Annotated in this window: 27 protein-coding genes and 1 rRNA gene; 10 read left to right on the forward strand and 18 right to left on the reverse strand. The window is 54.2% G+C overall.

The window, feature by feature from the left end:
• Positions 1–10: 10 nt before the first annotated feature.
• Positions 11–904, reverse strand: a complete 894-nt coding sequence (murQ, locus tag ACOTY9_RS07485; protein WP_032635831.1) for an N-acetylmuramic acid 6-phosphate etherase — start codon at positions 902–904, stop codon at positions 11–13.
• Between the two features lie 118 nt (positions 905–1,022).
• Here murQ and ACOTY9_RS07490 point away from each other — a divergent pair, with 118 nt between their 5' ends.
• Positions 1,023–1,871, forward strand: coding sequence for a MurR/RpiR family transcriptional regulator (locus ACOTY9_RS07490; protein ID WP_014884841.1), 849 nt, complete (start codon positions 1,023–1,025; stop codon positions 1,869–1,871).
• Between the two features lie 56 nt (positions 1,872–1,927).
• Positions 1,928–2,188 (forward strand): YfhL family 4Fe-4S dicluster ferredoxin, encoded by a 261-nt coding sequence (locus ACOTY9_RS07495; protein WP_014884842.1) that lies wholly within the window; start codon positions 1,928–1,930, stop codon positions 2,186–2,188.
• Here ACOTY9_RS07495 and acpS read toward each other — a convergent pair.
• From acpS to rseD, 12 genes are all read right to left on the reverse strand, one after another.
• On the reverse strand, positions 2,185–2,565 hold the full coding sequence (gene acpS, locus ACOTY9_RS07500) for a holo-ACP synthase (protein WP_348565329.1): 381 nt from the start codon (positions 2,563–2,565) through the stop codon (positions 2,185–2,187). The genes ACOTY9_RS07495 and acpS overlap by 4 nt on opposite strands.
• Positions 2,565–3,296, reverse strand: a complete 732-nt coding sequence (gene pdxJ, locus ACOTY9_RS07505) for a pyridoxine 5'-phosphate synthase (RefSeq protein WP_348565328.1) — start codon at positions 3,294–3,296, stop codon at positions 2,565–2,567. Before pdxJ ends, acpS begins: the two co-directional genes overlap by 1 nt.
• 33 nt (positions 3,297–3,329) lie before the next feature.
• Positions 3,330–4,037, reverse strand: a complete 708-nt coding sequence (gene recO / locus ACOTY9_RS07510; protein WP_023331096.1) for a DNA repair protein RecO — start codon at positions 4,035–4,037, stop codon at positions 3,330–3,332.
• An 18-nt stretch (positions 4,038–4,055) separates the two neighbouring features.
• Positions 4,056–4,961, reverse strand: a complete 906-nt coding sequence (era, locus tag ACOTY9_RS07515; protein ID WP_006176722.1) for a GTPase Era — start codon at positions 4,959–4,961, stop codon at positions 4,056–4,058.
• Positions 4,958–5,638, reverse strand: coding sequence for a ribonuclease III (gene rnc, locus ACOTY9_RS07520; protein WP_010434072.1), 681 nt, complete (start codon positions 5,636–5,638; stop codon positions 4,958–4,960). Before rnc ends, era begins: the two co-directional genes overlap by 4 nt.
• A 222-nt stretch (positions 5,639–5,860) precedes the next feature.
• On the reverse strand, positions 5,861–6,835 hold the full coding sequence (gene lepB / locus ACOTY9_RS07525) for a signal peptidase I (protein ID WP_014884846.1): 975 nt from the start codon (positions 6,833–6,835) through the stop codon (positions 5,861–5,863).
• A 16-nt stretch (positions 6,836–6,851) separates the two neighbouring features.
• On the reverse strand, positions 6,852–8,651 hold the full coding sequence (gene lepA / locus ACOTY9_RS07530) for a translation elongation factor 4 (RefSeq protein WP_014884847.1): 1,800 nt from the start codon (positions 8,649–8,651) through the stop codon (positions 6,852–6,854).
• 185 nt (positions 8,652–8,836) lie between these two features.
• Positions 8,837–9,313, reverse strand: coding sequence for a SoxR-reducing system protein RseC (gene rseC, locus ACOTY9_RS07535; protein WP_014884848.1), 477 nt, complete (start codon positions 9,311–9,313; stop codon positions 8,837–8,839).
• Positions 9,310–10,263, reverse strand: coding sequence for a sigma-E factor regulatory protein RseB (gene rseB, locus ACOTY9_RS07540; RefSeq protein WP_023331097.1), 954 nt, complete (start codon positions 10,261–10,263; stop codon positions 9,310–9,312). Before rseB ends, rseC begins: the two co-directional genes overlap by 4 nt.
• Positions 10,263–10,913, reverse strand: a complete 651-nt coding sequence (gene rseA, locus ACOTY9_RS07545; protein WP_014832926.1) for an anti-sigma-E factor RseA — start codon at positions 10,911–10,913, stop codon at positions 10,263–10,265. Before rseA ends, rseB begins: the two co-directional genes overlap by 1 nt.
• 31 nt (positions 10,914–10,944) lie before the next feature.
• Complete coding sequence (gene rpoE / locus ACOTY9_RS07550; RefSeq protein ID WP_006176728.1) at positions 10,945–11,520, reverse strand: RNA polymerase sigma factor RpoE; 576 nt, start codon at positions 11,518–11,520, stop codon at positions 10,945–10,947.
• The gene (gene rseD / locus ACOTY9_RS07555; protein ID WP_223605340.1) at positions 11,517–11,600 is read right to left on the reverse strand and encodes a rpoE leader peptide RseD; all 84 of its coding nucleotides are present in this window, start codon (positions 11,598–11,600) and stop codon (positions 11,517–11,519) included. Before rseD ends, rpoE begins: the two co-directional genes overlap by 4 nt.
• A gap of 343 nt (positions 11,601–11,943) precedes the next feature.
• On the opposite strand from rseD, the gene nadB reads away from it, so the two are divergent.
• Complete coding sequence (nadB, locus tag ACOTY9_RS07560; RefSeq protein ID WP_348565327.1) at positions 11,944–13,563, forward strand: L-aspartate oxidase; 1,620 nt, start codon at positions 11,944–11,946, stop codon at positions 13,561–13,563.
• On the opposite strand, the gene trmN is transcribed toward nadB, so the two are convergent.
• Entirely contained in the window at positions 13,548–14,285 is a 738-nt protein-coding gene (gene trmN / locus ACOTY9_RS07565; protein WP_348565326.1) for a tRNA(1)(Val) (adenine(37)-N(6))-methyltransferase TrmN, read from the reverse strand. The two genes, nadB and trmN, sit on opposite strands and share 16 nt — an antisense overlap.
• Before the next feature lie 132 nt (positions 14,286–14,417).
• On the opposite strand from trmN, the gene srmB reads away from it, so the two are divergent.
• Positions 14,418–15,746 carry an ATP-dependent RNA helicase SrmB gene (srmB, locus tag ACOTY9_RS07570; protein ID WP_014884852.1) on the forward strand — a complete coding sequence of 443 codons (1,329 nt, stop codon included), beginning with the start codon at positions 14,418–14,420 and terminating at the stop codon, positions 15,744–15,746.
• A 52-nt stretch (positions 15,747–15,798) separates the two neighbouring features.
• Here srmB and grcA read toward each other — a convergent pair whose 3' ends face one another.
• Positions 15,799–16,182: an autonomous glycyl radical cofactor GrcA gene (gene grcA, locus ACOTY9_RS07575; protein ID WP_014884853.1), complete on the reverse strand. Its 384-nt coding sequence runs from the start codon at positions 16,180–16,182 to the stop codon at positions 15,799–15,801.
• A 314-nt stretch (positions 16,183–16,496) separates the two neighbouring features.
• On the opposite strand from grcA, the gene ung reads away from it, so the two are divergent.
• Positions 16,497–17,186, forward strand: a complete 690-nt coding sequence (gene ung / locus ACOTY9_RS07580) for a uracil-DNA glycosylase (RefSeq protein WP_014884854.1) — start codon at positions 16,497–16,499, stop codon at positions 17,184–17,186.
• 40 nt (positions 17,187–17,226) lie between these two features.
• Here ung and ACOTY9_RS07585 read toward each other — a convergent pair whose 3' ends face one another.
• Positions 17,227–18,357 (reverse strand): tRNA/rRNA methyltransferase, encoded by a 1,131-nt coding sequence (locus ACOTY9_RS07585; RefSeq protein WP_014884855.1) that lies wholly within the window; start codon positions 18,355–18,357, stop codon positions 17,227–17,229.
• 204 nt (positions 18,358–18,561) lie between these two features.
• Here ACOTY9_RS07585 and trxC point away from each other — a divergent pair, with 204 nt between their 5' ends.
• The 5 genes from trxC to ACOTY9_RS07610 all read left to right on the forward strand — a co-directional run bounded on the left by trxC (position 18,562) and on the right by ACOTY9_RS07610 (position 24,283).
• The gene (gene trxC, locus ACOTY9_RS07590; protein ID WP_014884856.1) at positions 18,562–18,981 is read left to right on the forward strand and encodes a thioredoxin TrxC; all 420 of its coding nucleotides are present in this window, start codon (positions 18,562–18,564) and stop codon (positions 18,979–18,981) included.
• 69 nt (positions 18,982–19,050) lie between these two features.
• A complete protein-coding gene (gene tapT, locus ACOTY9_RS07595; protein ID WP_045281166.1) occupies positions 19,051–19,749 on the forward strand; it encodes a tRNA-uridine aminocarboxypropyltransferase in 699 nt (232 codons plus the stop codon).
• Between the two features lie 35 nt (positions 19,750–19,784).
• Positions 19,785–22,448, forward strand: coding sequence for a bifunctional acetate--CoA ligase family protein/GNAT family N-acetyltransferase (locus tag ACOTY9_RS07600; RefSeq protein ID WP_421637321.1), 2,664 nt, complete (start codon positions 19,785–19,787; stop codon positions 22,446–22,448).
• Positions 22,449–22,558: 110 nt separating this feature from the next.
• On the forward strand, positions 22,559–23,914 hold the full coding sequence (gene pssA, locus ACOTY9_RS07605) for a CDP-diacylglycerol--serine O-phosphatidyltransferase (protein WP_023331103.1): 1,356 nt from the start codon (positions 22,559–22,561) through the stop codon (positions 23,912–23,914).
• Between the two features lie 45 nt (positions 23,915–23,959).
• Positions 23,960–24,283, forward strand: coding sequence for a YfiM family lipoprotein (locus tag ACOTY9_RS07610; protein WP_014884860.1), 324 nt, complete (start codon positions 23,960–23,962; stop codon positions 24,281–24,283).
• Here the strand turns inward: ACOTY9_RS07610 and ACOTY9_RS07615 are convergent.
• Together ACOTY9_RS07615 and rrf are read right to left on the reverse strand one after the other, a co-directional pair.
• The gene (locus ACOTY9_RS07615; RefSeq protein ID WP_023331104.1) at positions 24,280–25,575 is read right to left on the reverse strand and encodes an MFS transporter; all 1,296 of its coding nucleotides are present in this window, start codon (positions 25,573–25,575) and stop codon (positions 24,280–24,282) included. The genes ACOTY9_RS07610 and ACOTY9_RS07615 overlap by 4 nt on opposite strands.
• 210 nt (positions 25,576–25,785) lie before the next feature.
• Positions 25,786–25,886, reverse strand: a 5S ribosomal RNA gene (gene rrf, locus ACOTY9_RS07620); the annotation flags it as partial.

Consider the following 25,886-nt stretch of genomic DNA (forward strand, 5'->3'; position numbering starts at 1 on the left):
CACGCCTCTGTTAGTTTTCTAATGCCGCCCGTAAGAAGCCATTATGCGCATCGAGTCTGGCTCGCGCGGCTGCCGCATCCAGCCCGCTTAAGATCATCAATATGGCGGGTTTGACATCGTGATCGGTCTGTTTAAGCACTGCTTCTGCCTCTTCACGACCTGCGCCTGTCGCTTCCATCACCATGCGGCAGGCTCTGTCCACCAGCTTGACGTTAGTGGCCTGCATATCCACCATCAGGTTCTGATACACCTTGCCGAACTTCACCATCGCACCGGTGGAGATCATATTGAGCACCAGCTTTTGCGCGGTACCGGATTTCAGTCGCGTGGAGCCGGTGAGTGCTTCTGGCCCGACAACCGGCGAGATGGCGATGGCGGCCACCTGAGCGATTGGAGAGCCGGGGTTACAGGAGATGGCGACCGTCGTGCAGCCGGTCTGGTTGGCGTATTCCAGACCGCCAATGACGTACGGCGTGCGCCCGGATGCCGCCAGCCCGACGACCAGATCCTTCGCCGTCAGAGTAAGTGCCTTCAGGTCATCCTCACCCAGCTGTTTGTTATCTTCCGCCCCTTCAACGGCTTTCAGCAGCGCACCAGGCCCCCCCGCAATCAACCCGACCACCAGCCCATGCGGCACGCCAAACGTTGGCGGACATTCGGAGGCGTCCAGCACGCCGAGACGGCCGCTGGTACCGGCGCCCATATAGATAATGCGGCCACCCGCTTTGAGGGCTTCCGCCGCCGCATCGACCGCTTTCGCTACCTCAGGTAATGTCTCTTTCACTGCCTGCGCGACCAGCGTATCCTGTTGATTAAAGCGGTTAACCAGCTCCAGAGTAGAGAGCGCATCCAGATCCATGGTTTGCGGGTTACGCGTTTCAGAAACAAGTGAGCCAAGATTCATTTTTTGTACCTCAAGAATTTTTAATTCATAATAATCACACTATAATGGAATATAAAATTCATTCAGGCGAGCAAAATTCGTATTTGCGTAGACAATCACATTTCCGCCGGGAGTACTTATGAACTGTTTAATTCGCATTCGCCAGCGCTACGCCGGCTTTGCTCAAAGCGACAAAAAACTGGCGGACTTTCTGCTTTCTCAGCCTGACCGCGCCCGTCATCTCAGCTCGCAACAGCTGGCAAGCGAAGCCGGGGTAAGTCAGTCAAGCGTGGTGAAATTTGCCCAGAAGATCGGTTTTAAAGGCTTCCCTGCCCTAAAGCTGGCAATTAGCGAAGCGCTGGTGAGTAATCCCAACCCGCAATCTATGCCGGTGCATAACCAGATCCGCGGGGATGATCCAATGCGTGTGGTCGGGGAAAAGCTGATTAAAGAGAACGTCGCGGCCATGCATGCCACCCTCGACGTGAATACCGAAGAGAAGTTACTGGAAAGCGTGGCGATGCTGCGAGCGGCGCGGCGTATTATTTTAACCGGTATTGGCGCATCCGGCCTGGTGGCGCGTAATTTTGGCTGGAAGCTGACCAAAATCGGTTTTAACGCGATTGTCGAGCAGGATATGCACGCCCTGCTGGCGACCGTGCAGGCGATGGATCCTGAAGATCTGCTGCTGGCCATCTCCTATTCCGGTGAGCGCCGCGAGATTAACATGGCAACGGACGAAGTGCTGCGCGTCGGCGGCAAAATCCTCGCCATCACCGGGTTCACCCCGAATGCCCTGCAACAGCGGGCCACGCGCTGTCTGTATACCATTGCCGAAGAGCAGGCCACGCGCAGCGCGGCGATCTCGTCAACCAGTGCGCAAATGATGCTGACGGACCTGCTGTTTATGGCGCTGGTGCAGCAGGATTTAGAGCGGGCGCCTGAGCGCATTCGCCATAGTGAAGAGCTGGTAAAAAAACTGGTCTGAGTAAGGAATGAGCGTATAATGCCCGCCCTGTTTGTGATGTTTCTGAGAATTTCCTGATGGCGCTGTTAATTACCAAAAAATGCATCAATTGCGATATGTGCGAACCGGAATGCCCGAACCAGGCGATTTCGATGGGCGACAGCATTTATGAGATTAACAGCGACCGCTGCACCGAATGCGTCGGCCACTATGAAACGCCGACCTGTCAGAAAGTGTGCCCGATCCCGAATACCATCCTGAAGGATCCGGCACACGTTGAGAGTGAAGAGCAGCTGTGGGATAAGTTTGTCCTGCTGCACCACGCGGACAAACTCTAGCTTTCAATAATCACCGTTGCGCAGGCGTAGTGACGTTCGTCCGCGAGCGTCACATGCATGTGATTCACGCCCAGTTTCTCCGCAAGCTTTTGCGCCTCGCCCCATAACCGCAGGCGCGGCTTGCCCAGTTCGTCGTTAAATACTTCAAACTGATTAAACGCCAGGCCGTTACGAATGCCCGTACCGAACGCTTTGGCTGCCGCCTCTTTTACCGCAAAACGTTTTGCCAGAAAGCGCACCGGCTGCTGATGCGCTTCCCAGATGGCCCATTCGTTATCGCTGAGCACGCGTTTTGCCAGGCGCTCGCCGCTACGGGCGATCACCGCTTCTATGCGGGCTATCTCAACGATATCAGTGCCTAAGCCCAGAATGGCCATTACTGACGCGCTTCCAGCATCAGGCGTTTCATTTCTGAGACCGCCTCTTTCAGGCCGCTCATCACCGCACGACCAATAATCGCATGACCGATATTCAGCTCATGCATCTCCGGCAGGGCAGCGATAGCCTTAACATTATGGTAGGTCAGGCCGTGTCCGGCGTTAACCTTCAGCCCCAGGCTCGCCGCGTAGGTGGCCGCTTTGGCAATACGCTCCAGCTCTTTGGCTTGCTCAGCATCGTTTTTGGCATCGGCATAGCAGCCAGTGTGAATTTCGATATACGACGCGCCAACGTCCGCTGCGGCTTTGATCTGCGCGAAGTCGGCATCGATAAACAGGGAAACCAGGATACCGGCATCCGCCAGACGTTTGCAGGCATCGCGCATTTTATCGATCTGCCCAGCCACATCCAGACCGCCTTCGGTGGTCACTTCCTGACGCTTTTCCGGCACCAGGCAGCAGAAATGGGGTTGAGTCTCGCAGGCAATGGCCAGCATCTCTTCCGTGACCGCCATCTCCAGATTCATGCGCGTATCCAGCGTCTGACGCAGAATACGCACGTCGCGGTCGGTGATGTGGCGGCGGTCTTCACGCAGGTGAACGGTAATGCCGTCGGCGCCAGCCTGTTCGGCGATAAATGCCGCCTGAACCGGATCGGGATAAGCCGTGCCGCGTGCGTTACGCAGCGTGGCAATGTGATCAATATTGACGCCTAACAGTAATTCAGCCATGACAATCCTCGGTTTTCTTTTCGATTCTGTGGTCTAACGCTTCGGCATAAACTGCCTGAATAATTCGCGGCTCTTTAAGGGCTTGCCGCCAAGATACGGCTTGAGGGCGATCCGGGTAAAGCGTTTTGCTGCGCGCAGGGTGTCCTGATCGGGAAACTCGCGCGCATAAAGCGCCCGAAGCTGGCGCCCAGTAAAGGTACTGTTATCAATCACGATACTGGCGATAAATCCTTTTTCTTCCCGATAGCGGTAGGTCATCGCGTCTTCAACCTCGTCTCCGCTTCCCGCACAATGCAGAAAATCGACGCCGTATCCCAGATGCCCCAGCAGCGCCAGTTCAAAACGTCGCAAGGCAGGTTCAGGCGTGCCGGTTGCCCCTGCGAGGGCTTGGATACAGTGCAGATAATCAAAGAAAAGTTCAGAGAAGCGAGTCTCATGTTCAAGAACCCGTGAGATGAGTTCATTGACATACAGACCGCTGTACAGGGTGATACCAGAAAGAGGAAGCGCCAGGGAGACGGCTTCAGCACTGCGCAGGGTTTTCACTTCCCCTCGCCCACCAAAGCGGACCAGCAGCGGCGTGAAAGGCTGTAGGGCACCTTTCAGATTAGAACGTTTGGAACGTGCGCCTTTCGCAACAAGGCGCACGCGACCGGACTCTTCCGTGAAGACGTCCAGCATCAGGCTGGTTTCGCTCCAGGGACGACTATGCAGGACGAAGGCGCGCTGCCATCCTTCCATCATACTCGTCGTCTTAGGTTACTGGTCTTCGCCGTAACCGAGGCTGCGCAGAGCACGCTCATCATCGGCCCAGCCAGATTTCACTTTCACCCACAGCTCCAGGTGAACCGGCGCTTCAAACATCTCCATCATGTCTTTACGGGCTTCAATACCGATGGTTTTGATCTTGGCACCTTTGTTGCCGATCACCATCTTCTTCTGTCCCTCACGCTCAACGAGGATCAGGCCGTTAATGTCGTAGCCGCCGCGCTCGTTGGTCTGGAAACGCTCGATCTCCACCGTCACAGAGTACGGCAGTTCCGCGCCCAGGAAACGCATCAGCTTTTCACGGATGATTTCAGACGCCATAAAGCGCTGAGAACGATCGGTGATGTAGTCTTCCGGGAAGTGATGAATCGCTTCCGGAAGATGCTTACGCACGATGCCCGCGATGGTATCGACGTTCAGGCCAGTCTCTGCAGACAGCGGAACGATATCGAGGAAGTTCATCTGGCTGCCCAGCCACTGAAGATGCGGCAGCAGGTCAGCCTTTTCCTGCACGTTGTCAACTTTATTGACCGCGAGGATGACCGGCGTTTTGCCGTCACGTAGCTTGTTCAGCACCATCTCGTCGTCCGGCGTCCAGCGGGTGCCTTCCACAACGAAAATGACCAGTTCTACATCACCAATCGAGCTGCTCGCCGCTTTGTTCATCAGACGGTTAATGGCACGCTTCTCTTCCATGTGCAGGCCCGGAGTATCGACGTAGATCGCCTGATACGCGCCTTCAGTATGGATGCCGACAATGCGGTGACGCGTGGTCTGCGCCTTACGCGAGGTAATAGAAATCTTCTGCCCAAGCAGATTATTCAGCAGGGTGGATTTGCCGACGTTCGGACGTCCGACGATGGCAATAAATCCGCAATACGTTTTTTCTTCGCTCATTCCAGCTCCAGCATTTTTAACGCCTGTTCGGCGGCAGCCTGTTCAGCCTTACGACGGCTTGAACCAGTGCCCACCACCGGTTCACTCAGGCCACTGACCTGGCAATGGATGGTAAATTCCTGATCGTGCGCTTCACCACGTACCTGCACCACCAGATAAGATGGCAGCGGCAGATGACGGCCCTGCAAATATTCCTGCAGACGCGTTTTCGGATCTTTTTGTTTATCGCCCGGGCTGATTTCGTCCAGACGGCTCTGATACCAGTTGAGGATCAGCTTTTCTACGGTCTGGATATCGCTGTCCAGGAACACACCACCAATTAATGCTTCGACCGTATCGGCAAGAATAGATTCACGACGGAAGCCGCCGCTTTTCAGTTCACCCGGCCCAAGACGCAGACATTCGCCCAGTTCAAATTCGCGCGCGATTTCCGCAAGGGTATTCCCCCGAACCAGCGTGGCACGCATGCGGCTCATATCCCCCTCGTCAACACGCGGGAAACGATGATAAAGCGCATTCGCAATCACGAAACTTAAAATTGAGTCGCCTAAAAACTCAAGACGCTCATTATGCTTGCTGCTGGCACTGCGATGGGTTAATGCCTGTTGCAACAACTCCTGATGATGAAAAGTGTAGCCCAGCTTCCGTTGAAGCCGATTAATTACGATGGGGTTCATGCGATACCAATAAATGAATGCGTCAAAAATGCAGCACACGAAACCGACCTGAGAAAACCAACGCGGTTTCGTGTGCCGTGGCACCCTTGCAGGGCCAACCTTAAACTTCGGGGGAATATTCTATACACAACGACAGGGGATGTCGTTAGTTCAAAGAGATTTATCGAGGAAATAATTCACGTAGCCGCTAATTAAAGCGGCTACGCGTTCATTTATTGAGAATTAATGGATTCCGCCAATGCGATTCAGGCGTACACCGGTCGGCCATTCGCCTTCCTGTTTCTCAAAACTCATCCAGATTGCGGTGGCTTTACCGACCAAATTCGCCTCAGGCACAAATCCCCAGTAACGGCTGTCCGCAGAATTATCGCGGTTATCCCCCATCATGAAGTAATGTCCCGGCGGTACAATCCAGCTCGCCAGCTGCTGACCCGGCTGCTGATAATACATACCCACCTGATCCTGCGCGATTGGCACCGTGAGGATACGGTGAGTCACATCACCCAGCGTCTCTTTGCGCTCGACCAGACGAATACCGTTCTCTTTGGTTTCGCCTTTTGGCACCTGGAAGAACCCGCTGGTCGCTTCACCGCCGTTACGACGGGCAAAGGTCTGCACAAAATCACTCGGCTCAACGTTTGAGTAGGTGATGGGCAGTGCGTTTTCACACGCGGTGCCAGAACTGCAGCCAGGCTGAACGGTAACTTCCTTGGCGACCGGATCGTAGGTCACTTTATCACCCGGCAGGCCAACCGCACGCTTGATGTAGTCCAGACGCGGATCTTCCGGGTATTTGAACACCACGATGTCGCCACGCTTCGGATGACCGGTTTCGATCAGCGTTTTCTGGTAGATAGGATCTTTAATGCCGTAGGCAAACTTCTCTACCAGAATAAAATCACCAATCAGCAGCGTTGGCATCATTGAACCGGATGGGATCTGGAACGGCTCGTAAATAAACGATCGCACCACCAGCACAATGGCCAGCACCGGGAATACCGAGGCGCCCGTTTCCAGCCAGCCCGGTTTCGGGCCGACTTTTTTCAGGGTTTTCGCATCCAGCTGATCGCCAGTGGCTGCCTGTGCGGCAGCCTGACGCTCACGGCGTTTTGGGGCGAAGATAAACTTATCCAGACACCACAGCAGACCTGTCACCAGGGTAGCAATGACCAGGATCAGGGCAAACATGTTCGCCATGCCAACTCCTTAAAGGTTATTTGCCGTCTTTACCAACATGAAGAATGGCAAGGAATGCTTCCTGTGGCAGCTCAACGTTACCGACCTGCTTCATACGCTTCTTACCTTCTTTCTGCTTCTGCAGCAGCTTTTTCTTACGACTGACGTCACCGCCGTAGCACTTCGCCAGAACGTTTTTACGCAGCTGTTTCACCGTAGAACGCGCGATAATGTGGTTACCAATGGCCGCCTGAATCGCGATGTCGAACTGCTGACGCGGGATCAGATCTTTCATTTTCTCAACCAGCTCGCGACCACGGTACGGCGCATTGTCGTTGTGGGTGATCAGGGCCAGCGCATCCACACGCTCACCGTTGATCAGCACGTCCACACGCACCATGTTGGAGGCCTGGAAACGCTTGAAGTTGTAATCCAGGGACGCATAGCCACGGGAGGTAGACTTCAGGCGATCGAAGAAGTCGAGTACCACTTCCGCCATCGGGATTTCATAGGTCAGCGCCACCTGGTTACCGTGGTAGACCATGTTGGTCTGCACGCCACGCTTCTCAATACACAGTGTAATGACGTTGCCCAGGAACTCCTGTGGCAGCAGCATGTGACACTCTGCAATCGGCTCACGCAGTTCGTGGATATTGTTCAGCGGCGGCAGCTTGGACGGGCTATCGACGTAGATCACTTCTTTCGAGGTGGTTTCTACCTCATACACAACGGTCGGTGCGGTGGTGATCAGATCCAGATCGTATTCACGTTCCAGACGCTCCTGAATGATCTCCATGTGCAGCAGGCCGAGGAAGCCACAGCGGAAACCGAAGCCCAGCGCCGTTGAGCTTTCTGGCTCGTAGAACAGGGAAGCATCGTTCAGGCTCAATTTACCGAGCGCATCACGGAAGTTTTCATAGTCATCTGAGCTGACCGGGAACAGACCCGCGTAAACCTGCGGTTTCACCTTTTTAAAACCTGGCAGCGCTTTATCTGCCGGGTTACGCGCACCGGTCAGGGTATCGCCCACTGGCGCGCCGAGGATGTCTTTAATGGCACAAACCAGCCAGCCTACTTCGCCGCATTTCAGCTCGGTACGGTCAACCTGTTTTGGCGTGAAGATACCCAGACGGTCGGCGTTGTAGACCTGTCCGGTACTCATCACCTTGATTTTGTCGCCTTTACGCATGGTGCCGTTTTTAATACGCACCAGAGAGACAACACCAAGGTAGTTATCGAACCAGGAGTCGATGATCAGCGCCTGCAATGGGCCATCCGGGTCACCTTCCGGGGCCGGGATGTCACGCACCAGGCGTTCCAGCACATCGGTCACGCCCACACCGGTTTTCGCGGAGCAGCGCACGGCATCCGTCGCGTCAATGCCGACAATATCTTCAATCTCTTCCGCGACGCGTTCAGGATCGGCAGCTGGCAGGTCGATTTTATTCAGAACCGGCACAACCTCGAGATCCATTTCCATCGCGGTATAGCAGTTTGCCAGGGTCTGGGCTTCAACACCCTGCCCGGCATCGACGACCAGCAGCGCACCTTCACAGGCCGCCAGCGAGCGTGATACTTCATATGAGAAGTCAACGTGGCCTGGGGTGTCGATAAAGTTCAGTTGATAGGTTTCACCATCAGCCGCTTTGTAATCCAGCGTAACGCTTTGCGCCTTAATGGTGATACCGCGTTCGCGTTCCAGGTCCATGGAGTCCAGAACCTGGGCTTCCATTTCACGATCAGACAGGCCACCGCAAATCTGGATAATACGGTCAGACAGCGTCGACTTACCGTGGTCAATGTGAGCAATGATCGAAAAGTTACGTATGTTCTTCATATAGTTAAATAATTATGCCTTACGAATTCCTGGAGGCCGCTGTTCTTAGCCTGACGTTTTTCAGTGCGAAAACGCAGCATTCTACACTACATCCTCGCTACCTGGAAATGCACTTAGAGACAGGTATAGCGTGAAGAAAGGGCGTTTTCTGTATTAGGACGTAAAAATTGATAAAGCCCGATGGATCATCGGGCCTCAGAAGAGAGCGTCTCGACACGAAGCTGGTCTGGTGCCAACCCAACGCTGAGAATGACAGGCTGCCACTCTTCGCGCGCGGCAAGCTTCGGTGAGAGACCTTTAGCAAGCCAGAATCCCCCGATGCCCCCCAACGCGGCACCGCACATGGCGGCCACATCGGTACCAAACAGGGTCTGGAAAAGGCCGCCCATGATAAATAACCCGACCAACGGAGAGAGATAGACCAGCATCGCGGAACCGAGCAGACTGCCTTCCGCAATCCCCAGTTCAACCTTCTGCCCCGCCACCAGCGGCTGTTCACTTGGCACAGAGATAGTATGCGACGTTTGCGGCCCAAGCTTGTTCAGCACGCGGCTGCCGCACCCGGCACGGGATGCGCAGCTATTGCATGAGGCTTTGACATCGCAACTGACTCGCGCAACGCCATTTTGCCACGAGACGACGGTTGCCCACTCTTTAATCATTGCGCGGCCCTGAATTTAATGCTGTCTGAAATGCGCTTCGCCGTCTGCGGAGGTAATTCACCCACAATCGTGATCTCTGCGTTATCACGTACCGTGGTGCTCACCGTGCGACGTCCGGTACGAAGCATTTGCTCAGAGCTGTTTGCCGTTGCGCGGTTGATATTCACCGAGAAACTGAACAAACCGTCGGAATAGAGGCGCGACTCAACGGGCGTGTCAATAGTTGGCAACTGACGACGGCTGCTGGACACTTCGCTAAAGCCTTGCGGGATCCAGGAAGGAACCCAGTTGAAGTTAACGGAATCCCCTGCCGGAACAGAAAGCAGCGGCGGCAGGCTGGCTTTGGCCAGATTCTGCATGCTGTTGCCAACCTGATTGTTCACGCTGAAGGAGATCACGCGGAACTGTTCAAGCGTTTCACCGTCGCGGTCAAGCAGGTCCACGCGCATCGGCAGCTTGGTTTCCGCATCAATCCAGACGATATAGCTGTAGCGCGTGCCATCGCGAGCAACCACGCGGATCACTTCACACAGTCTGTCTGCGATGCGCGTACGCCCTACCGAAATAAAATCGTAGTAAGGGGCCAGCCGCTTGAAGTCGGTATAGATGAGTGACGGCAGAGAATCAACGATATAGTCGCCATTGAGCGTGAAAGGCTCCAGGCCGGGCTCGAAATAGCTGATTTCGTTGCCTCGCTGGACAACCTCCCGACGCGGACCATCCATCTGTAAAAGCTGGGCGAGTGGCTGATTATCAAGACGGGCATGACGATAGCGTAACGACTCGACGCCCTGCTTATTGATGCTGATAAATGCCAACTCATAATTGAGTGACTGGCTGGCCAGATTCATTTGCTGCAACAACGCCCCGGATGAAACATCAGCCGAGGCGTTGGCAGAGAAGAACAGGCTACCCGCCATCAGAGACATGGCGAACCAAAGTTGCTTCATTACTGCGATTGCGTTCCTAAAGTTTGGTTTCCGGGCACCTGCACAGCAGCTTGCTGGGTTTGGGCCTGCTCAAACTGAAGCTGTTCAGAGTGCAGACGACGCTGCAACTCGTAATCCTGCAACATCGCATTAATGCGACGGCGCTGCTCCTGCACCTGCTGTTGCTGACCGCCGCTGGCGGAAGCATCAGCCGGTACGCCCAGGCTAACCGGGCTCGCTTTGCCCATCATCGGCAGTGTGTTAAACACTGGCGCTTCTGGCTGCTGATTAGTTTCAGACTGAGTATTATAGTGCTGGACGCCAACGATAACTGCAAGCGATACGCATGCAGCAACCCCCATTTGGGTGAGCTGGCTGGCCCACGGACGCACCTTTTGCCAGAACGGCATTTTCTGCCACTGGTGAGGTGCAGGTTGAGCTTCAGGAATCAGCGGAGTGGTCTGATGAACAGGCTCATTCTCAATGGCCGCCATCACGCGGGCAGAGATATCGAAATGGAGAACCTCGCCGGTATCGCCGCGCAGCGTGTCACGGATGAGATGGTAACTCTCCCAGGTCTCTTGCATTTCGGGAGAATGAGACAGCTCGTTGAGCAGCTCACTATCCAGCGTCTCACCATCCATTAAAGCGGAAAGTTTTTCTTTCTGCATGCCTAATACCTTTTCCAGTATCCCGCTATCGTCAACGCCTGATAAGCGGTTGAACTTTATTATCAATAGCTTCTCGCGCACGGAAGATTCGTGAACGCACCGTGCCGACCGGACAATCCATGATAGCGGCTATCTCTTCATAGCTCAGACCATCAAGCTCCCGTAACGTAATTGCCATGCGTAAATCTTCCGGGAGCGACTCGATCGTGCGAAAAACAATTTGTCTCAGTTCTTCTGACAACATTAAGTTCTCAGGGTTCGAAATTTCTTTCAGCGCACCGCCACTTTCGAAGTTTTCGGCGTCGATAGCGTCTACATCACTGGACGGCGGACGACGCCCCTGAGCAACCAGATAATTCTTTGCCGTATTGACAGCAATACGGTACAGCCAGGTATAAAAAGCACTATCTCCCCGGAAAGAATCCAGCGCGCGATAGGCCTTAATAAAAGACTCTTGCACCACATCAGGCACATCACCTGACGGTACATAGCGGGAAACCAGACTCGCCACCTTATGCTGGTAGCGCACCACCAGTAAGTTAAAGGCTTTCTGATCTCCCTTCTGGACCCGTTCAACCAGGACCTGGTCCGTTAACTGCTCGCTCATCCGAGGTAATGTCTCCCCAAACCTAAATTCCACGCGTTATCGAAACGCCACTCTAAAAACACCGCACTTTGAGCAAGCACCGAGTTAGAGTGTCCGATCGTCAATAAGTTCCGTAACGCCTTTGTTTTTGTTCATCGCGCCGCAGACTGTTCATTTTCTCTCATTATAAGTCTGTTCACGATACGCACCACTTTCTGACAAGAAACATCTTTTTCCCGCGAGAAGAGTAACGCAACCCAGTCTTTATTTCATCACAAAATCTGACGCTAACGATCTGCTTCGCAAAATAATTTCATTCCTTTACCCGCTATTTACTCCGTCTTACGCGTTTAGCCATTGCAACAACCTCTAAAAAAAACGTGCGATAAATCGCACTCAGGTGCTATTCTGACCCAACACTGTTTAGTAAATTAAACAACAATCATGAACACAACATCTGAACTCCATTGTGATGTCCTGATCATCGGTAGCGGCGCTGCCGGTCTCTCTCTGGCGCTGCGCCTGGCCGAGCATCAAAACGTTATCGTTCTGAGTAAAGGACCGATAAGTGAAGGTTCCACATTTTATGCCCAGGGCGGTATTGCCGCCGTGTTTGACGAGACCGACAGCATAGCGTCGCACGTAGAAGATACGTTGATTGCCGGCGCCGGGATCGTGGATGCGCACGCCGCAGAGTTCGTTGCCAGCAATGCCCGCCATTGCGTTCAGTGGCTCATCGATCAGGGCGTATTATTTGATACCCAGATTCAGCCTAACGGTGAAGAGAGCTACCACCTGACGCGCGAAGGCGGCCATAGCCACCGCCGCATCCTGCACGCAGCGGATGCCACCGGTAAAGAGGTGGAGACCACGCTGGTGGGTAAAGCGCTTAACCATCCTAATATTCGGGTTCTTGAGCGCAGTAATGCCGTTGACCTGATTATTTCCGACAAGATTGGCCTGCCTGGTCCGCGTCGCGTGGTGGGTGCATGGGTCTGGAACCGTAATAAAGAGAAGGTTGAAACCTGTCAGGCGAAGGCCGTTGTACTGGCGACGGGCGGCGCCTCAAAGGTGTATCAGTACACCACTAACCCGGACATCGCTTCCGGAGACGGTATCGCCATGGCCTGGCGCGCAGGCTGCCGCGTGGCGAATCTCGAATTTAATCAGTTTCACCCAACAGCCCTGTTCCACCCTCAGGCGCGCAACTTCCTGCTGACGGAAGCTCTGCGCGGTGAAGGCGCTTATCTGAAACGCCCTGACGGTACCCGCTTTATGCCGGACTTTGACGCGCGTGGCGAGCTGGCCCCTCGCGATATCGTTGCCCGCGCCATCGACCATGAAATGAAACGTCTGGGCGTGGACTGCATGTATCTCGATATCAGCCATAAGTCAGCCGCATTCATTCGCCAGCATTTCCCGATGATTTACGAAAAGCTGCTGAACCTGGGGATTGATTTGACCCGCGATCCGGTGCCCATTGTGCCTGCGGCCCACTATACCTGCGGGGGCGTGATGGTTGACGATCACGGGCGCACCGACGTAGAAGGTCTGTATGCTATCGGCGAGGTGAGTTATACCGGCCTTCACGGCGCGAACCGTATGGCGTCGAACTCGCTGCTTGAGTGTCTGGTGTACGGCTGGTCAGCGGCGGAAGACATCACGAAACGCATGCCTTACGCCCGCGAGACCGAGCACTTACCTGCCTGGGATGAAAGCCGCGTGGATAACCCGGACGAGCTGGTCGTGATCCAGCACAACTGGCATGAACTACGGCTGTTTATGTGGGACTACGTAGGGATTGTGCGCACCACAAAACGTCTGGAACGTGCGTTGCGCCGCATTACTATGCTGCAGCAGGAAATTGATGAATATTATGCCAATTTCCGCGTATCAAATAATCTGCTGGAGCTGCGCAATCTGGTGCAGGTTGCCGAGCTGATTGTTCGCTGCGCCATGATGCGTAAAGAGAGCCGCGGCTTGCACTACACCCTGGACTACCCGGATCAGCTTGCTGAATCCGGCCCGTCGATACTGGCTCCGCAGGTTCACATAAACAGATAAAATGCCTGGGTCAGAGCAGTGTAATCTTCGGAATAACGCTGGTCTGGCCCTCGAATCACCATACGGTCATTAAAGCATTCACCTTCTTTTGGCGAGAGCGCCAGCAGCACGCGGTGCGGCAGTCGTCCTTCCGTATCAGAAATGTCAGTTCGCAAACGTAATGTCCAGCCAATCTCCTGCGCCAGACCAATAAATGTATTACCCGTGCTTTCTGGCAACACTACGCAAAAAAAGCCCTCTTCAGAGATGAGTTCAGCCGCGCTGGTAAGCAGTGCTTTATGATCGAGTGAACCGGTATAACGCGCCTGTTCACGTTCAGGGGTACCACACTCGACACCGGGCGCGTAGTAAGGAGGGTTGCTGACGATAAGATCGTAACGCGCAGTTTGTTCAGGCGCCCAGACCAGCACATCCGCACATTGAACGCGAATCCGGTCTGCCCAGGGGGATTCGGCCGCATTTTCACTCGCCTGCCCTGCAGCCTGCGCATCGAGCTCAACGGCATCAATCGTGACATGCTCTTCCGTACGCTGGGCCAGCATCAACGCCACCAGCCCGCTGCCGGTACCGATATCAAGAATACGTTTAACACTTGCGACAGGGGCCCATGCTCCCAGTAAAATACCGTCGGTGCCGACTTTCATGGCACAGCGATCGTGGGCGACAAAAAACTGTTTAAACGTAAAACCATCGCGGCGCAACTGCGCTTTGAGTTGAGACATGTCAGGGCAACCTTCTAAGTGAAACTGGAGTAGCATAGGGGAAAGCGAAGGCACCGCAAAGCGATATCCATACAAACAGATGAAGATTACAGCCGTAACGTCTATAATCAGCGCCCCACACAGAGGTAGAACATGACTGTAACGACTTTTTCCGAACTTGAACTCGATGAAAGCCTGCTCAATGCACTTGAGAGCAAAGGCTTTACACGCCCGACCGCCATTCAGGCAGCGGCCATTCCGCCTGCGCTTGAGGGCCGCGATGTGCTCGGTTCTGCGCCAACCGGCACGGGGAAGACAGCAGCCTATTTGCTGCCTGTGTTGCAGCACCTGCTCGACTTTCCACGAAAAAAATCAGGCCCACCGCGTATTTTGATCCTGACGCCTACGCGCGAGCTGGCCATGCAGGTTGCCGATCACGCGCGTGAGCTGGCGGCTAACACACATCTGGATATCGCCACTATTACCGGCGGCGTGGCGTATATGAACCACGCCGAAGTGTTCAGCGAAAACCAGGATATCGTTGTTGCGACGACGGGCCGTTTGCTGCAGTACATTAAAGAAGAGAACTTCGACTGCCGCGCGGTAGAAACGCTAATTCTGGATGAAGCCGACCGTATGCTGGACATGGGCTTCGCACAGGATATCGAACATATTGCGGGCGAGACGCGCTGGCGTAACCAGACGATGCTGTTCTCTGCCACCCTTGAAGGGGACGCGATTAAAGATTTCGCCGAGCGTCTGCTGGAAGATCCGGTTGAAGTCTCTGCGACGCCCTCTACGCGTGAGCGCAAGAAGATCCACCAGTGGTATTACCGTGCGGACAACCTTGAGCACAAGGTCGAATTACTGAAGCACCTGCTGAAGCAGGAAGATGCTCTGCGTACCATCGTCTTTGTGCGTAAACGCGAGCGCGTGCACGAGCTGGCAGAAATGCTGCGTAATGCGGGCATTAATAACTGCTACCTCGAAGGTGAGATGGCGCAGGTTAAGCGTACCGAAGGCATCAAACGCCTGACCGATGGCCGCGTGAACGTGCTGGTGGCGACAGACGTTGCCGCACGCGGGATCGACATTCCGGACGTGAGCCACGTGATCAACTTCGATATGCCGCGCAGTGGTGATACCTATCTGCACCGCATTGGCCGTACCGGTCGCGCCGGACGTAAAGGTACTGCGATTTCACTGGTTGAAGCGCACGATCACCTGCTGCTGCAAAAAATTGGTCGCTATGTTGATGAGCCGCTGAAATCTCGCGTCATTGACGGCCTGCGCCCAACTACCCGCGCGCCGAGTGAAAAAATGACGGGCAAACCGTCCAAGAAAGCACTCGCAAAACGCGCTGAGAGAAAAGAGAAAGAAAAAGAGAAGCCGCGCGTTAAGCAACGCCACCGCGATACCAAAAACATTGGTAAGCGTCGTAAGCCAAGCGCTGCCGCGCAGGATACGAAAACTGAAGAGTAAGAAAAAGCCGGGGATTTCCCCGGCTTTTTTATTCACCCCCGAAACTGGAACCTTACAGGCTTTCAGTAAAGGTACGCGCGATAACGTCGCGCTGCTGCTCTGGGGTCAGTGAGTTAAAACGAACCGCATAGCCAGACACGCGAATAGTCAGCTGTGGGTACTTTTCAGGGTGCTCAACGGCATCCATCAGCGTTTCACGACGCAGAACGTTAACGTTCAGGTGCTGACCGCCTTCCACGCGCACTTCCGGTTTCACTTCCATTGGGATTTCACGATATTCGATTTCGCCCAGTTTGCTCACTGGCACGATCTCATCTTCAGTAAAACCGGCTTTTGCAACCACGCAGCGTGCTTCGTTTTTCTCGCTGTCCAGCAGCCAGAAAGAATTGAGCAGATCGTCATTTGCAGCTTTAGTAATCTGGATACCTGTAATCATGTGTTGCCTCCCTTAGGCTACATTAACTGGTGTCGGCCTCACACGGCCAATTGGTAAAACCATTGTTTCTTGTGTGTATATATATCACTCGCACCCCGGCGATTTATTGATTTAAATCAACAAAAACACCAACCACATAAAGAGTGTGGTTTGAATTTATTGTTTTAGATCAATTTCAGCACCTTACCAATTCAACTGGTTGTGTATCTTTTCAAAATAAATTTAGTTACTTAGCGCACGTTTCAGCGCGTCATTTTGCTCACTGGCGTTTAACAGGTAAGCTAGACACAGAATGAGATTCGCAGGAGAGCGAGATGACCACACCGTTGACATGGCACGATGTGCTGGCAGAAGAAAAACAACAACCCTATTTTATCAATACACTCAGCACCGTTGCAGCTGAACGTCAGTCCGGGCAGACGATTTATCCGCCGCAGAAAGATGTGTTCAACGCCTTTCGTTACACTGAGCTGAGCGATGTGAAGGTGGTCATTCTTGGCCAGGATCCGTATCACGGCCCGGGTCAGGCACACGGGCTGGCGTTCTCCGTCCGTCCGGGCGTGGCTATCCCCCCTTCTCTGCTCAATATGTATAAAGAGCTTGAGGGAACCGTTCCTGGCTTCACCCGCCCCACCCACGGTTACCTGGAAAGCTGGGCGCATCAGGGTGTGCTGCTGTTAAATACGGTACTCACTGTAAGGGCGGGTCAGGCACATTCTCACGCCAGCCTGGGCTGGGAAACCTTTACCGATAAGGTTATTAGCCTGATCAACGAACATCGTGAAGGCGTGGTGTTTTTACTGTGGGGTTCTCACGCGCAGAAGAAAGGGGCGATTATCGACCGTCAGCGCCATCACGTTTTAAAAGCGCCGCACCCGTCTCCGCTGTCGGCACATCGCGGTTTCTTCGGCAGTAATCACTTTGTTCTGGCGAATGAATGGCTGGAAAAACGTGGCGAAACGCCAATTGACTGGATGCCAGTGTTACCGGCAGAGAGCGAGTAGGATTTGAATGTGCCGGGTCAGACCCGGCACATTGAGAGGCTTATGCCTTATTCTGACGCCACCATTCCGCCAGCAGTACGCCGGTCGCAACGGACACGTTCAAACTTTCTACATTACCTGTCCCGTCGATAGAGACGCTCAGATCAGCACTGGAAAGCGCCGCGTCAGACAGACCGTCACGTTCCTGACCTAATACCAGCACCATTTTACGCGGCAGCGTCGCTTTAAACAGCGGCGTACCAGCATGGCTCGACGTGGTCACGATGGAATAACCCGCTTTACGGAACTGCTCAAGGGCGTCCAGCACGCTGTCGCCGGTGATCGGCTGCACATGCTCCGCTCCGCCTTCTGCTGTGCGGATCGCGGCACCGGATTCCAGCAGTGCGGCATCCTGTAACAGCACACCCTTCACGCCAAAGTGTGCGCAGCTGCGCATCATCGCGCCCAGGTTGTGCGGGTTGCCTACATCTTCCAGGGCCAGCACGCAGTCATCGGCATCCGCCTGGCTGACCCACTGCTGCACGGTGGTGCCGTTACGTTTTTTGATCAGAAAGCAGACGCCGCCGTGGTGCTCGGTACCGGACGCTTTGGTCAGCTCGGCATCATCCACCACGTGGTAGGCTTTACGATTCGCGGCCATCCAGCGCAGTGCTTCTTTAAAGCGCGGGGTCACGCTCTGGATAAACCAGGCGCGGACGATACACTCAGGGCGGCTCTGGAACAGCGCCTGGCAGGCGTTCTCGCCATACACGCGGGTCTCTTCCGCACGCTGACGGCGCAGCACTTCCGGATCGATAAAGCTTTTGCCGCTGATACCGCCGTGATCGGCTTTCTCTGGCGTCTCATCGCCCGGGGCGCGAGAAACGGTGCGCCACGGGGAGGCGTTGTCACGCGAGAAGTCATCACGCGGACGATCGTCGCGTGGACGGTCACTGCGTGGGCGGTCGGAACGCGGACGGTCATCGCGTTTGCGATCGTCACGTTTGCGGTCATCACCGCGGGTGTTTCTGTCATCGCGGGCGGGGCGACGGCCACCGTCTGCACGAGAAGACGCCGGACGCCCGCCACCTTTTCCGGTACGCGGATTTTGGGTGCGTTTATCAGAGTCATCATCACTGCGGACATACATCACTTTGACCTTGCCGCTTTTGTTTTTCATTTCGTCGTTCATGCTTTTCTCCACCAGCGCTGCGCGAAGCGCGCAGATTACCCGATGTGCCAGCGCATAGCCATAATTTCGTACAAAAGCCTGTGACTATTGTTCTCATTGAATAAAACGCATTGTTGTTTCAAACAGGCTCATTGATAATATGTAACATATTAGAAACATTATCGGCGTTCTGCCGCTGTCCCACGGCTCTATCAGAGGTTAGTTATGAATACCGTATGTGCCAACTGTCAGGCTCTTAATCGCATTCCGGACGATCGGATTGACGATGGTGCGAAATGCGGACGTTGTGGCCACGAACTGTTTGATGGCGATGTCATTAACGCGACGGGTGCTACGCTGGACAAACTCCTCAAGGACGATCTCCCGGTGGTGGTCGATTTCTGGGCACCGTGGTGCGGTCCATGCCGAAGCTTCGCGCCAATCTTTGAAGACGTGGCCGAAGAGCGCAGCGGTAAGATGCGTTTTGTTAAGGTGAATACCGAGGCGGAACGCGAGCTTAGCGCACGTTTCCGCATTCGCAGCATCCCGACCATTATGATCTTTAAAAACGGTGAAGTCGTCGACATGCTCAATGGCGCAGTACCGAAAGCGCCGTTTGACAGCTGGTTAAACGAATCACTGTAACTTTCACGGGGCACATCTTGTGCCCCGCTCCCGCCTCTGCGAAAATGGCGTTTTTCCTTCACTTCGCCCATGACCGATAACGCTGTCCTCCAGTTACGCGCCGAACGCCTTGCGCGCGCCACTCGTCCTTTTCTTGCCCGTGGCAATCGCATTCGTCGCTGCCAGCGCTGCCTGCTTCCGCTTAAAGTTTGCCTGTGCGAAACGCTGGCACCCAGTACGGCTAAAAGCCGTTTTTGTCTGGTCATGTTTGATACCGAGCCGATGAAACCCAGTAATACAGGGCGGCTGATTGCCGATATTCTGCCGGATACTGCCGCGTTTCAATGGTCCCGCACCGAGCCGCCGCAGGCCCTGCTCGATCTGGTGACAAACCCGGACTATCAGCCGATGGTCGTTTTCCCGGCCTCTTACGCAGGCGATAATCGTCAGGTGCTTTCGGCGCCACCGTCCGGTAAGCCACCGCTGTTTATTATGCTGGACGGCACATGGACCGAAGCGCGGAAAATGTTTCGCAAAAGCCCTTACCTTGACGCGCTGCCGGTCATTTCTGTCGATCTTTCCCGCGTCTCGGCTTATCGCCTGCGTGAAGCGCATGCTGACGGACAATATTGCACCGCCGAGGTGGCCATCGCGCTGCTGGATTTAGCCGGGGATACCGCAGCAGCCGGCGCCCTGGGCAACCATTTCTCTTGTTTCCGGGAACGCTATCTGGCGGGAAAAACCATTCATAAGGGCAGCATCACAGCAACAGCGTCAGAAAGCGTTTAAAATCATCAGGTCGCTTGCAATCACGGGAGACTTGCATGAGCCAGCGAGGGTTAGAAGCGCTATTACGTCCTAAATCCATTGCCGTTATCGGCGCATCCATGAAACCGGATCGGGCAGGCTATCTGATGATGCGCAACCTGCTCGCGGGAGGATTTAATGGCCCCGTCATGCCCGTCACGCCGGCTTATAAGGCCGTTCAGGGGGTGCTGGCATGGCCAGATGTGCAGAGCCTGCCTTTTGTGCCGGACCTCGCCGTGCTGTGTACGAATGCGAAACGCAATCTGGAACTGCTGGAAGCACTTGGCAAGAAAGGGTGTAAAACCTGCATTATTCTCTCGTCTCCACCTGAACAGCAACCCGAACTGCTCGCCTACGCCAGCCGCTACCAGATGCGTATCCTTGGCCCGAATAGCCTGGGCCTGCTCGCCCCCTGGCAGGGGTTGAATGCCAGTTTCTCCCCGGTACCGATCCGCAAAGGCAAACTGGCGTTTATCTCGCAGTCGGCTGCAGTATCGAACACAATCCTCGACTGGGCGCAACAGCGCGAAATGGGTTTCTCCTACTTCATTGCCCTGGGCGACAGCCTGGATATCGACGTTGATGAGCTTCTGGATTTCCTGGCTCGTGACAGCAAAACCAGCGCGATACTCCTTTATCTTGAGCATCTGAGCGACGCCCGTCGTTTTGTATCGGCTTCACGAAGTGCTTCGCGCAATAAGCCGATCCTGGTTATCAAAAGCGGTCGCAGTCCTGCTGCCCAGCGTCTCCTGCAGTCTCATTCCGGCATGGATCCCGCCTGGGATGCCGCCATCCAGCGCGCGGGGTTACTGCGGGTGCAGGATACGCACGAGCTTTTTTCCGCCGTTGAGACGCTCAGCCACATGCGCCCACTGCGTGGCGAGAAGTTAATGATTGTCAGCAATGGTGCGGCCCCTGCTGCGCTTGCGCTGGATGAACTGTGGCTGCGCAACGGAAAGCTGGCAACGCTGGGTGAAGAGACGCTTCAACGCCTCAGAGAGGCGCTTCCGACAAGCGTGATGCCCGGCAATCCGCTTGATTTGCGCGATGACGCCAGCAGCGATCGCTATATTCGGGCTATCTCAATTTTGCTGGATAGTCAGGACTTCGATGCATTGATGATTATCCACTCCCCCAGCGCAGTCGCGCCGGGCAGTGAAAGTGCGCGCGCGTTAATTGAAGCTGTACGCAACCATCCGCGCGGCAAATATGTCACTCTGCTGACAAACTGGTGCGGTGAGTTTTCATCTCAGGAGGCACGACGTCTGTTCAGCGAAGCCGGTCTGCCAACCTACCGTACGCCGGAAGGGACTATCACCGCATTTATGCATATGGTGGAATATCGCCGCAATCAGAAGCAGCTACGCGAAACCCCGGCGCTACCTGGTAACCTGACGGCGAATACCGTCGACGTTCATCGACTCTTGCAGCAGGCTATTGAAGAGGGCGCGACATCGCTTGATACGCATGAAGTGCAGCCCATTCTGGGCAGCTACGGGATGCAAACCCTGCCAACCTGGATCGCCAGCGACAGCGCCGAGGCAGTACATATTGCGGAGCAGATTGGCTATCCTGTCGCTCTTAAGCTGCGCTCTCCCGATATACCGCATAAATCAGATGTTCAGGGTGTCATGCTGTATCTGCGTACGGCAACGGAGGTACAGCAGGCAGCCGATGCCATTTTTGATCGCGTTAAGATGGCCTGGCCGCAGGCCCGGATCCACGGACTGCTGGTACAAAGCATGGCTAACCGCGCAGGCGCTCAGGAACTACGAGTCGTGGTAGAGCACGATCCCGTCTTCGGCCCGCTTATTATGCTGGGAGAAGGTGGCGTGGAGTGGCGCCCGGAGGAACAGGCTGTCGTTGCTTTACCGCCGCTGAACATGAACCTCGCGCGCTATCTGATCATTCAGGCGATTAAAAGCAAAAAGATCCGTGGCCGCAGTGCCTTGCGTCCGCTCGATATTGCCGGGTTAAGTCAATTCCTGGTGCAGGTGTCTAATCTGATCGTGGATTGTGCCGAGATCCAGCGGCTGGATATCCATCCGCTACTCGCTTCCGGCAATGAGTTTACGGCGCTGGACGTGACGCTGGATATCGCGCCCTTCGAAGGGGACAGAGAGAGCCGCCTGGCAATCCGTCCATATCCTCTGCATCTGGAGGAGTGGGTAGAGATGAAAAACGGGGAACGCGTCCTGTTCCGCCCAATTCTGACGGAAGATGAACCCCAGCTGCGGGCCTTTATCTCTCAGGTTACAAAAGAAGATCTCTACTACCGCTATTTTAGCGAAATCAACGAATTTACCCACGATGATTTAGCCAATATGACCCAGATCGACTACGATCGAGAAATGGCGTTTGTTGCCGTGCGTCGTGCAGATCATGATGATGAGATCCTCGGCGTCACGCGAGCCATTTCTGACCCGGATAATGTCGATGCGGAGTTTGCCGTGCTGGTGCGCTCCGATCTTAAAGGCCTGGGGCTGGGTAGACGACTGCTGGAAAAACTCATCAGTTATACGCGAGATCACGGATTGTTGCGCCTGAATGGCATTACTATGCCAAACAATCGCGGTATGGTGACCCTGGCGCGAAAACTCGGATTTGACGTTGATATTCAGCTGGAGGAAGGTATTGTTGCCTTGTCCCTCGTCCTGACATCAGCAGACAAACACGAGTAACCTACTGGAAATGTTACCCACTTTGGACGGGACTGGTGGTATCATTGTCCGCTTATGTTGTTTGCATGGTACAGACAACCCTTCAATGAACAGAGAAGAAACGCACTGTGATGTTGTCAAAATTTAAGCGTAATAAACATCAACAACACCTTGCTCAACTACCGAAGATTTCTCAGTCAGTTGATGATGTAGAGTTCTTTTATGCTCCCGCTCATTTTCGGGAAACGCTTCTGGAAAAGATTGCCAGCGCCACGCGACGCATTTGCATTGTGGCCCTGTATCTTGAACAAGATGAAGGCGGTCGTGCGATCCTCAACGCACTCTATGAAGCTAAACGTCAGCGTCCGGAACTGGATGTTCGCGTACTGGTTGACTGGCATCGCGCTCAGCGTGGCCGTATCGGCGCAGCCGCTTCCAATACTAATGCAGACTGGTATTGCCGCACGGCGCAGGAAAATCCTGGCGTCGATGTCCCTGTTTATGGCGTACCCGTTAATACCCGTGAAGCACTCGGTGTTCTTCATTTTAAAGGGTTCATCATTGATGACAGCGTCCTGTACAGCGGCGCAAGCCTGAATGATGTCTACCTTCATCAGCTCGATAAATATCGCTACGACCGCTACCACCTGATTCGTAATCCACAGATGGCCGATATCATGTTCAACTGGGTTGATAAAAACCTGGTACACGGTCGTGGTGTTAATCGCCTTGACGATCCTGAGCGTCCTAAAAGCCCGGAGATCAAAAATGATGTTCGCGCTTTCCGCCAGGAGTTGCGCGATGCGGTCTACCATTTCCAGGGCGATGCGAACAACGAAGAGTTATCTGTTACCCCGCTGGTAGGGCTCGGCAAATCAAGCCTGCTGAACAAAACGATCTTCCATTTGATGCCATGCGCAGAGCAGAAACTCACCATCTGTACGCCATACTTCAACCTTCCTGCCGTGCTGGTGCGAAATATCATTCAGCTACTGCGCGACGGTAAAAAAGTGGAAATTATCGTCGGCGATAAAACAGCAAACGACTTTTTCATCCCTGAAGACCAGCCGTTCAAAATCATCGGTGCGCTGCCTTATCTTTATGAGATTAACCTGCGTCGTTTCCTGAGCCGTTTACAGTACTACGTCAACACTGACCAGCTGGTTGTGCGTCTGTGGAAAGATGAAGACAACAGTTACCACCTGAAAGGAATGTGGGTCGACGATGAGTGGATGCTGCTGACCGGTAACAACCTTAACCCACGCGCCTGGAGACTGGATCTGGAAAACGCCATTCTCATCCATGACCCGCAGCATGAGTTAGCCGCCCAGCGTGAACGTGAGCTGGAGTTGATTCGCACGCATACTACGGTGGTTAACCATTACCGCGAACTACAGAGCATTGCCGATTATCCGGTGAAAGTCCGCAAGTTGATCCGCCGTTTACGTCGTATCCGTATCGACCGACTTATCAGCCGTATTCTGTAATGTCAGAGCCCTGTCACCCGCAGGGCTTTTTTATGGAGCCCGTTGATGCGTACTTCTCTGCTACTGAGCGTCCTCTTTCTGAGTGGCTGCAGCCATATGGCCAACGATAGCTGGTCCGGACAGGATAAGGCTCAGCACTTCCTCGCCTCCGCAATGCTGTCTGCAGCCGGTAACGAATATGCACAGCATCAGGGATACAGCCGGGACCGGAGCGCAGCGATAGGATTGATGTTCTCAGTAAGCCTTGGAGCATCAAAAGAACTGTGGGATAGCCGCCCCGCGGGGAGCGGCTGGAGCTGGAAAGATTTCGCCTGGGACGTCGCCGGTGCAACCACCGGTTATGCCGTCTGGCAGATGGCGCATTATTAAAGACGAATGCCCTTCCCTTTGCGATGCAGCATCAGGGAGACAATAAAGGCCAGCGCCCCCATTACCGTCACATACCAGAAGAATGTCGTTTCACTTCCCCATGATTTAAGCGACAACGCAACGTACTCCGCCGATCCGCCAAACAGCGCATTGGCTACCGCATATGAGAGCCCTACCCCTAGCGCTCGTACCTGTGCCGGGAACATTTCGGCTTTCAGTATTCCGCTGATCGAGGTGTAGAAACTGACAATCACCATCGCCAGCATCACCAGTGCAAATGCGGCATATGGCGAGGAGACATGCTGAAGGGCTGTCAAAATAGGGACAGTACACAGCGCTGAAAGCCCACCAAAGATCAGCATTGACGTACGGCGACCAATCTTATCGGAAAGCGCACCGATAATCGGTTGGATGAGCATAAAGACAAAAAGTGCCACTGTCATAACAACGCTGGCGACGTTTGCGTGCATTCCGGTGGTGTTTACCAGATACTTTTGCATATAGGTGGTGAAAGTGTAAAAACTGAGAGAGCCGCCCGCAGTGAAGCCCAGCACCATCAGGAAAGCTTTGCGGTTTCGCCATAATCCTTTGAATGTTCCCGCCTCCTTTAGCGTCCTGACCTCTTTCTGCGAGGTTTCATCTAACTGACGGCGTAACCAAAGTGCGACAATCGCGAGTGCTGCGCCCAGTGCGAAAGGAATTCGCCATCCCCATGTGTGAAGTTGTTCGTCTGTCAGGATCTGCTGCAGGATCACCACCACAAGAATCGCCAGCAATTGACCACCAATGAGCGTGACGTACTGGAATGAGGCGTAAAAACCTTTGCGGCCTTCCAGGGCAACTTCACTCATATAGGTCGCACTGGTACCGTATTCACCGCCCACCGATAGTCCCTGGAATAAGCGAGCCAGCAAAAGCAGCGCAGGCGCCCATGTCCCGATCGATTCATACCCTGGTAAGCAGGCGATCACCAGAGATCCAAAGCACATCATACAAACCGAGATCAGCATGGAGGCCTTGCGCCCGCGACGATCCGCAATACGCCCAAACAGCCAGCCCCCAATGGGTCGCATTAAGAATCCGGCGGCAAATACCCCTGCCGTTTGTAGTAGCTGTGTTGTGGTGTTGCCGGACGGGAAGAAGATATGTGCGAAGTAGAGTGAACAGAATGAGTAGACGTAGAAGTCAAACCATTCAACCAGATTCCCGGAAGAGGCGCTGACGATTGCCCATACCCTTCTTCGGGTATCACTGTTAGCCAGCGTCCCGTTTGATGTAATACTTTCTGTCATTGTGATTATGCTCCTGCCATAAACAGCGGTGTATTGAGCCAGGAGACTCAATTACCTCGTAAATGAAATGTTATAATTTTGTTATAAATAACATTGAGACAGGGATCACACATTCCATTAGCAGGGTAAGAGATTAAGAGAAAGGCCAGGGGAGAAAAACCAAAAGCAAAAAACCCCGCACCTTACGGTACGGGGTTCTTCTTGTTTGATGCCTGGCAGTTCCCTACTCTCACATGGGGAGACCCCACACTACCATCGGCGCTACGGCGTTTCACTTCTGAGTTCGGCATGGGGTCAGGTGGGACCACCGC

The sequence above is a fragment of the Enterobacter cloacae complex sp. SHL012 genome (genome assembly GCF_049237505.1).
Taxonomy (GTDB): domain Bacteria; phylum Pseudomonadota; class Gammaproteobacteria; order Enterobacterales; family Enterobacteriaceae; genus Enterobacter; species Enterobacter kobei.

Excerpts from the sequence above, each read along its gene's own strand:
- murQ (WP_032635831.1), bottom strand. The coding sequence starts at position 904 with ATGAATCTTGGCTCACTTGTTTCTGAAACGCGTAACCCGCAAACCATG.
- ACOTY9_RS07490 (WP_014884841.1), top strand. The coding sequence starts at position 1,023 with ATGAACTGTTTAATTCGCATTCGCCAGCGCTACGCCGGCTTTGCTCAA.
- ACOTY9_RS07495 (WP_014884842.1), top strand. The coding sequence starts at position 1,928 with ATGGCGCTGTTAATTACCAAAAAATGCATCAATTGCGATATGTGCGAA.
- acpS (WP_348565329.1), bottom strand. The coding sequence starts at position 2,565 with ATGGCCATTCTGGGCTTAGGCACTGATATCGTTGAGATAGCCCGCATA.
- pdxJ (WP_348565328.1), bottom strand. The coding sequence starts at position 3,296 with ATGGCTGAATTACTGTTAGGCGTCAATATTGATCACATTGCCACGCTG.
- recO (WP_023331096.1), bottom strand. The coding sequence starts at position 4,037 with ATGGAAGGATGGCAGCGCGCCTTCGTCCTGCATAGTCGTCCCTGGAGC.
- era (WP_006176722.1), bottom strand. The coding sequence starts at position 4,961 with ATGAGCGAAGAAAAAACGTATTGCGGATTTATTGCCATCGTCGGACGT.
- rnc (WP_010434072.1), bottom strand. The coding sequence starts at position 5,638 with ATGAACCCCATCGTAATTAATCGGCTTCAACGGAAGCTGGGCTACACT.
- lepB (WP_014884846.1), bottom strand. The coding sequence starts at position 6,835 with ATGGCGAACATGTTTGCCCTGATCCTGGTCATTGCTACCCTGGTGACA.
- lepA (WP_014884847.1), bottom strand. The coding sequence starts at position 8,651 with ATGAAGAACATACGTAACTTTTCGATCATTGCTCACATTGACCACGGT.
- rseC (WP_014884848.1), bottom strand. The coding sequence starts at position 9,313 with ATGATTAAAGAGTGGGCAACCGTCGTCTCGTGGCAAAATGGCGTTGCG.
- rseB (WP_023331097.1), bottom strand. The coding sequence starts at position 10,263 with ATGAAGCAACTTTGGTTCGCCATGTCTCTGATGGCGGGTAGCCTGTTC.
- rseA (WP_014832926.1), bottom strand. The coding sequence starts at position 10,913 with ATGCAGAAAGAAAAACTTTCCGCTTTAATGGATGGTGAGACGCTGGAT.
- rpoE (WP_006176728.1), bottom strand. The coding sequence starts at position 11,520 with ATGAGCGAGCAGTTAACGGACCAGGTCCTGGTTGAACGGGTCCAGAAG.
- nadB (WP_348565327.1), top strand. The coding sequence starts at position 11,944 with ATGAACACAACATCTGAACTCCATTGTGATGTCCTGATCATCGGTAGC.
- trmN (WP_348565326.1), bottom strand. The coding sequence starts at position 14,285 with ATGTCTCAACTCAAAGCGCAGTTGCGCCGCGATGGTTTTACGTTTAAA.
- srmB (WP_014884852.1), top strand. The coding sequence starts at position 14,418 with ATGACTGTAACGACTTTTTCCGAACTTGAACTCGATGAAAGCCTGCTC.
- grcA (WP_014884853.1), bottom strand. The coding sequence starts at position 16,182 with ATGATTACAGGTATCCAGATTACTAAAGCTGCAAATGACGATCTGCTC.
- ung (WP_014884854.1), top strand. The coding sequence starts at position 16,497 with ATGACCACACCGTTGACATGGCACGATGTGCTGGCAGAAGAAAAACAA.
- ACOTY9_RS07585 (WP_014884855.1), bottom strand. The coding sequence starts at position 18,357 with ATGAACGACGAAATGAAAAACAAAAGCGGCAAGGTCAAAGTGATGTAT.
- trxC (WP_014884856.1), top strand. The coding sequence starts at position 18,562 with ATGAATACCGTATGTGCCAACTGTCAGGCTCTTAATCGCATTCCGGAC.
- tapT (WP_045281166.1), top strand. The coding sequence starts at position 19,051 with ATGACCGATAACGCTGTCCTCCAGTTACGCGCCGAACGCCTTGCGCGC.
- ACOTY9_RS07600 (WP_421637321.1), top strand. The coding sequence starts at position 19,785 with ATGAGCCAGCGAGGGTTAGAAGCGCTATTACGTCCTAAATCCATTGCC.
- pssA (WP_023331103.1), top strand. The coding sequence starts at position 22,559 with ATGTTGTCAAAATTTAAGCGTAATAAACATCAACAACACCTTGCTCAA.
- ACOTY9_RS07610 (WP_014884860.1), top strand. The coding sequence starts at position 23,960 with ATGCGTACTTCTCTGCTACTGAGCGTCCTCTTTCTGAGTGGCTGCAGC.
- ACOTY9_RS07615 (WP_023331104.1), bottom strand. The coding sequence starts at position 25,575 with ATGACAGAAAGTATTACATCAAACGGGACGCTGGCTAACAGTGATACC.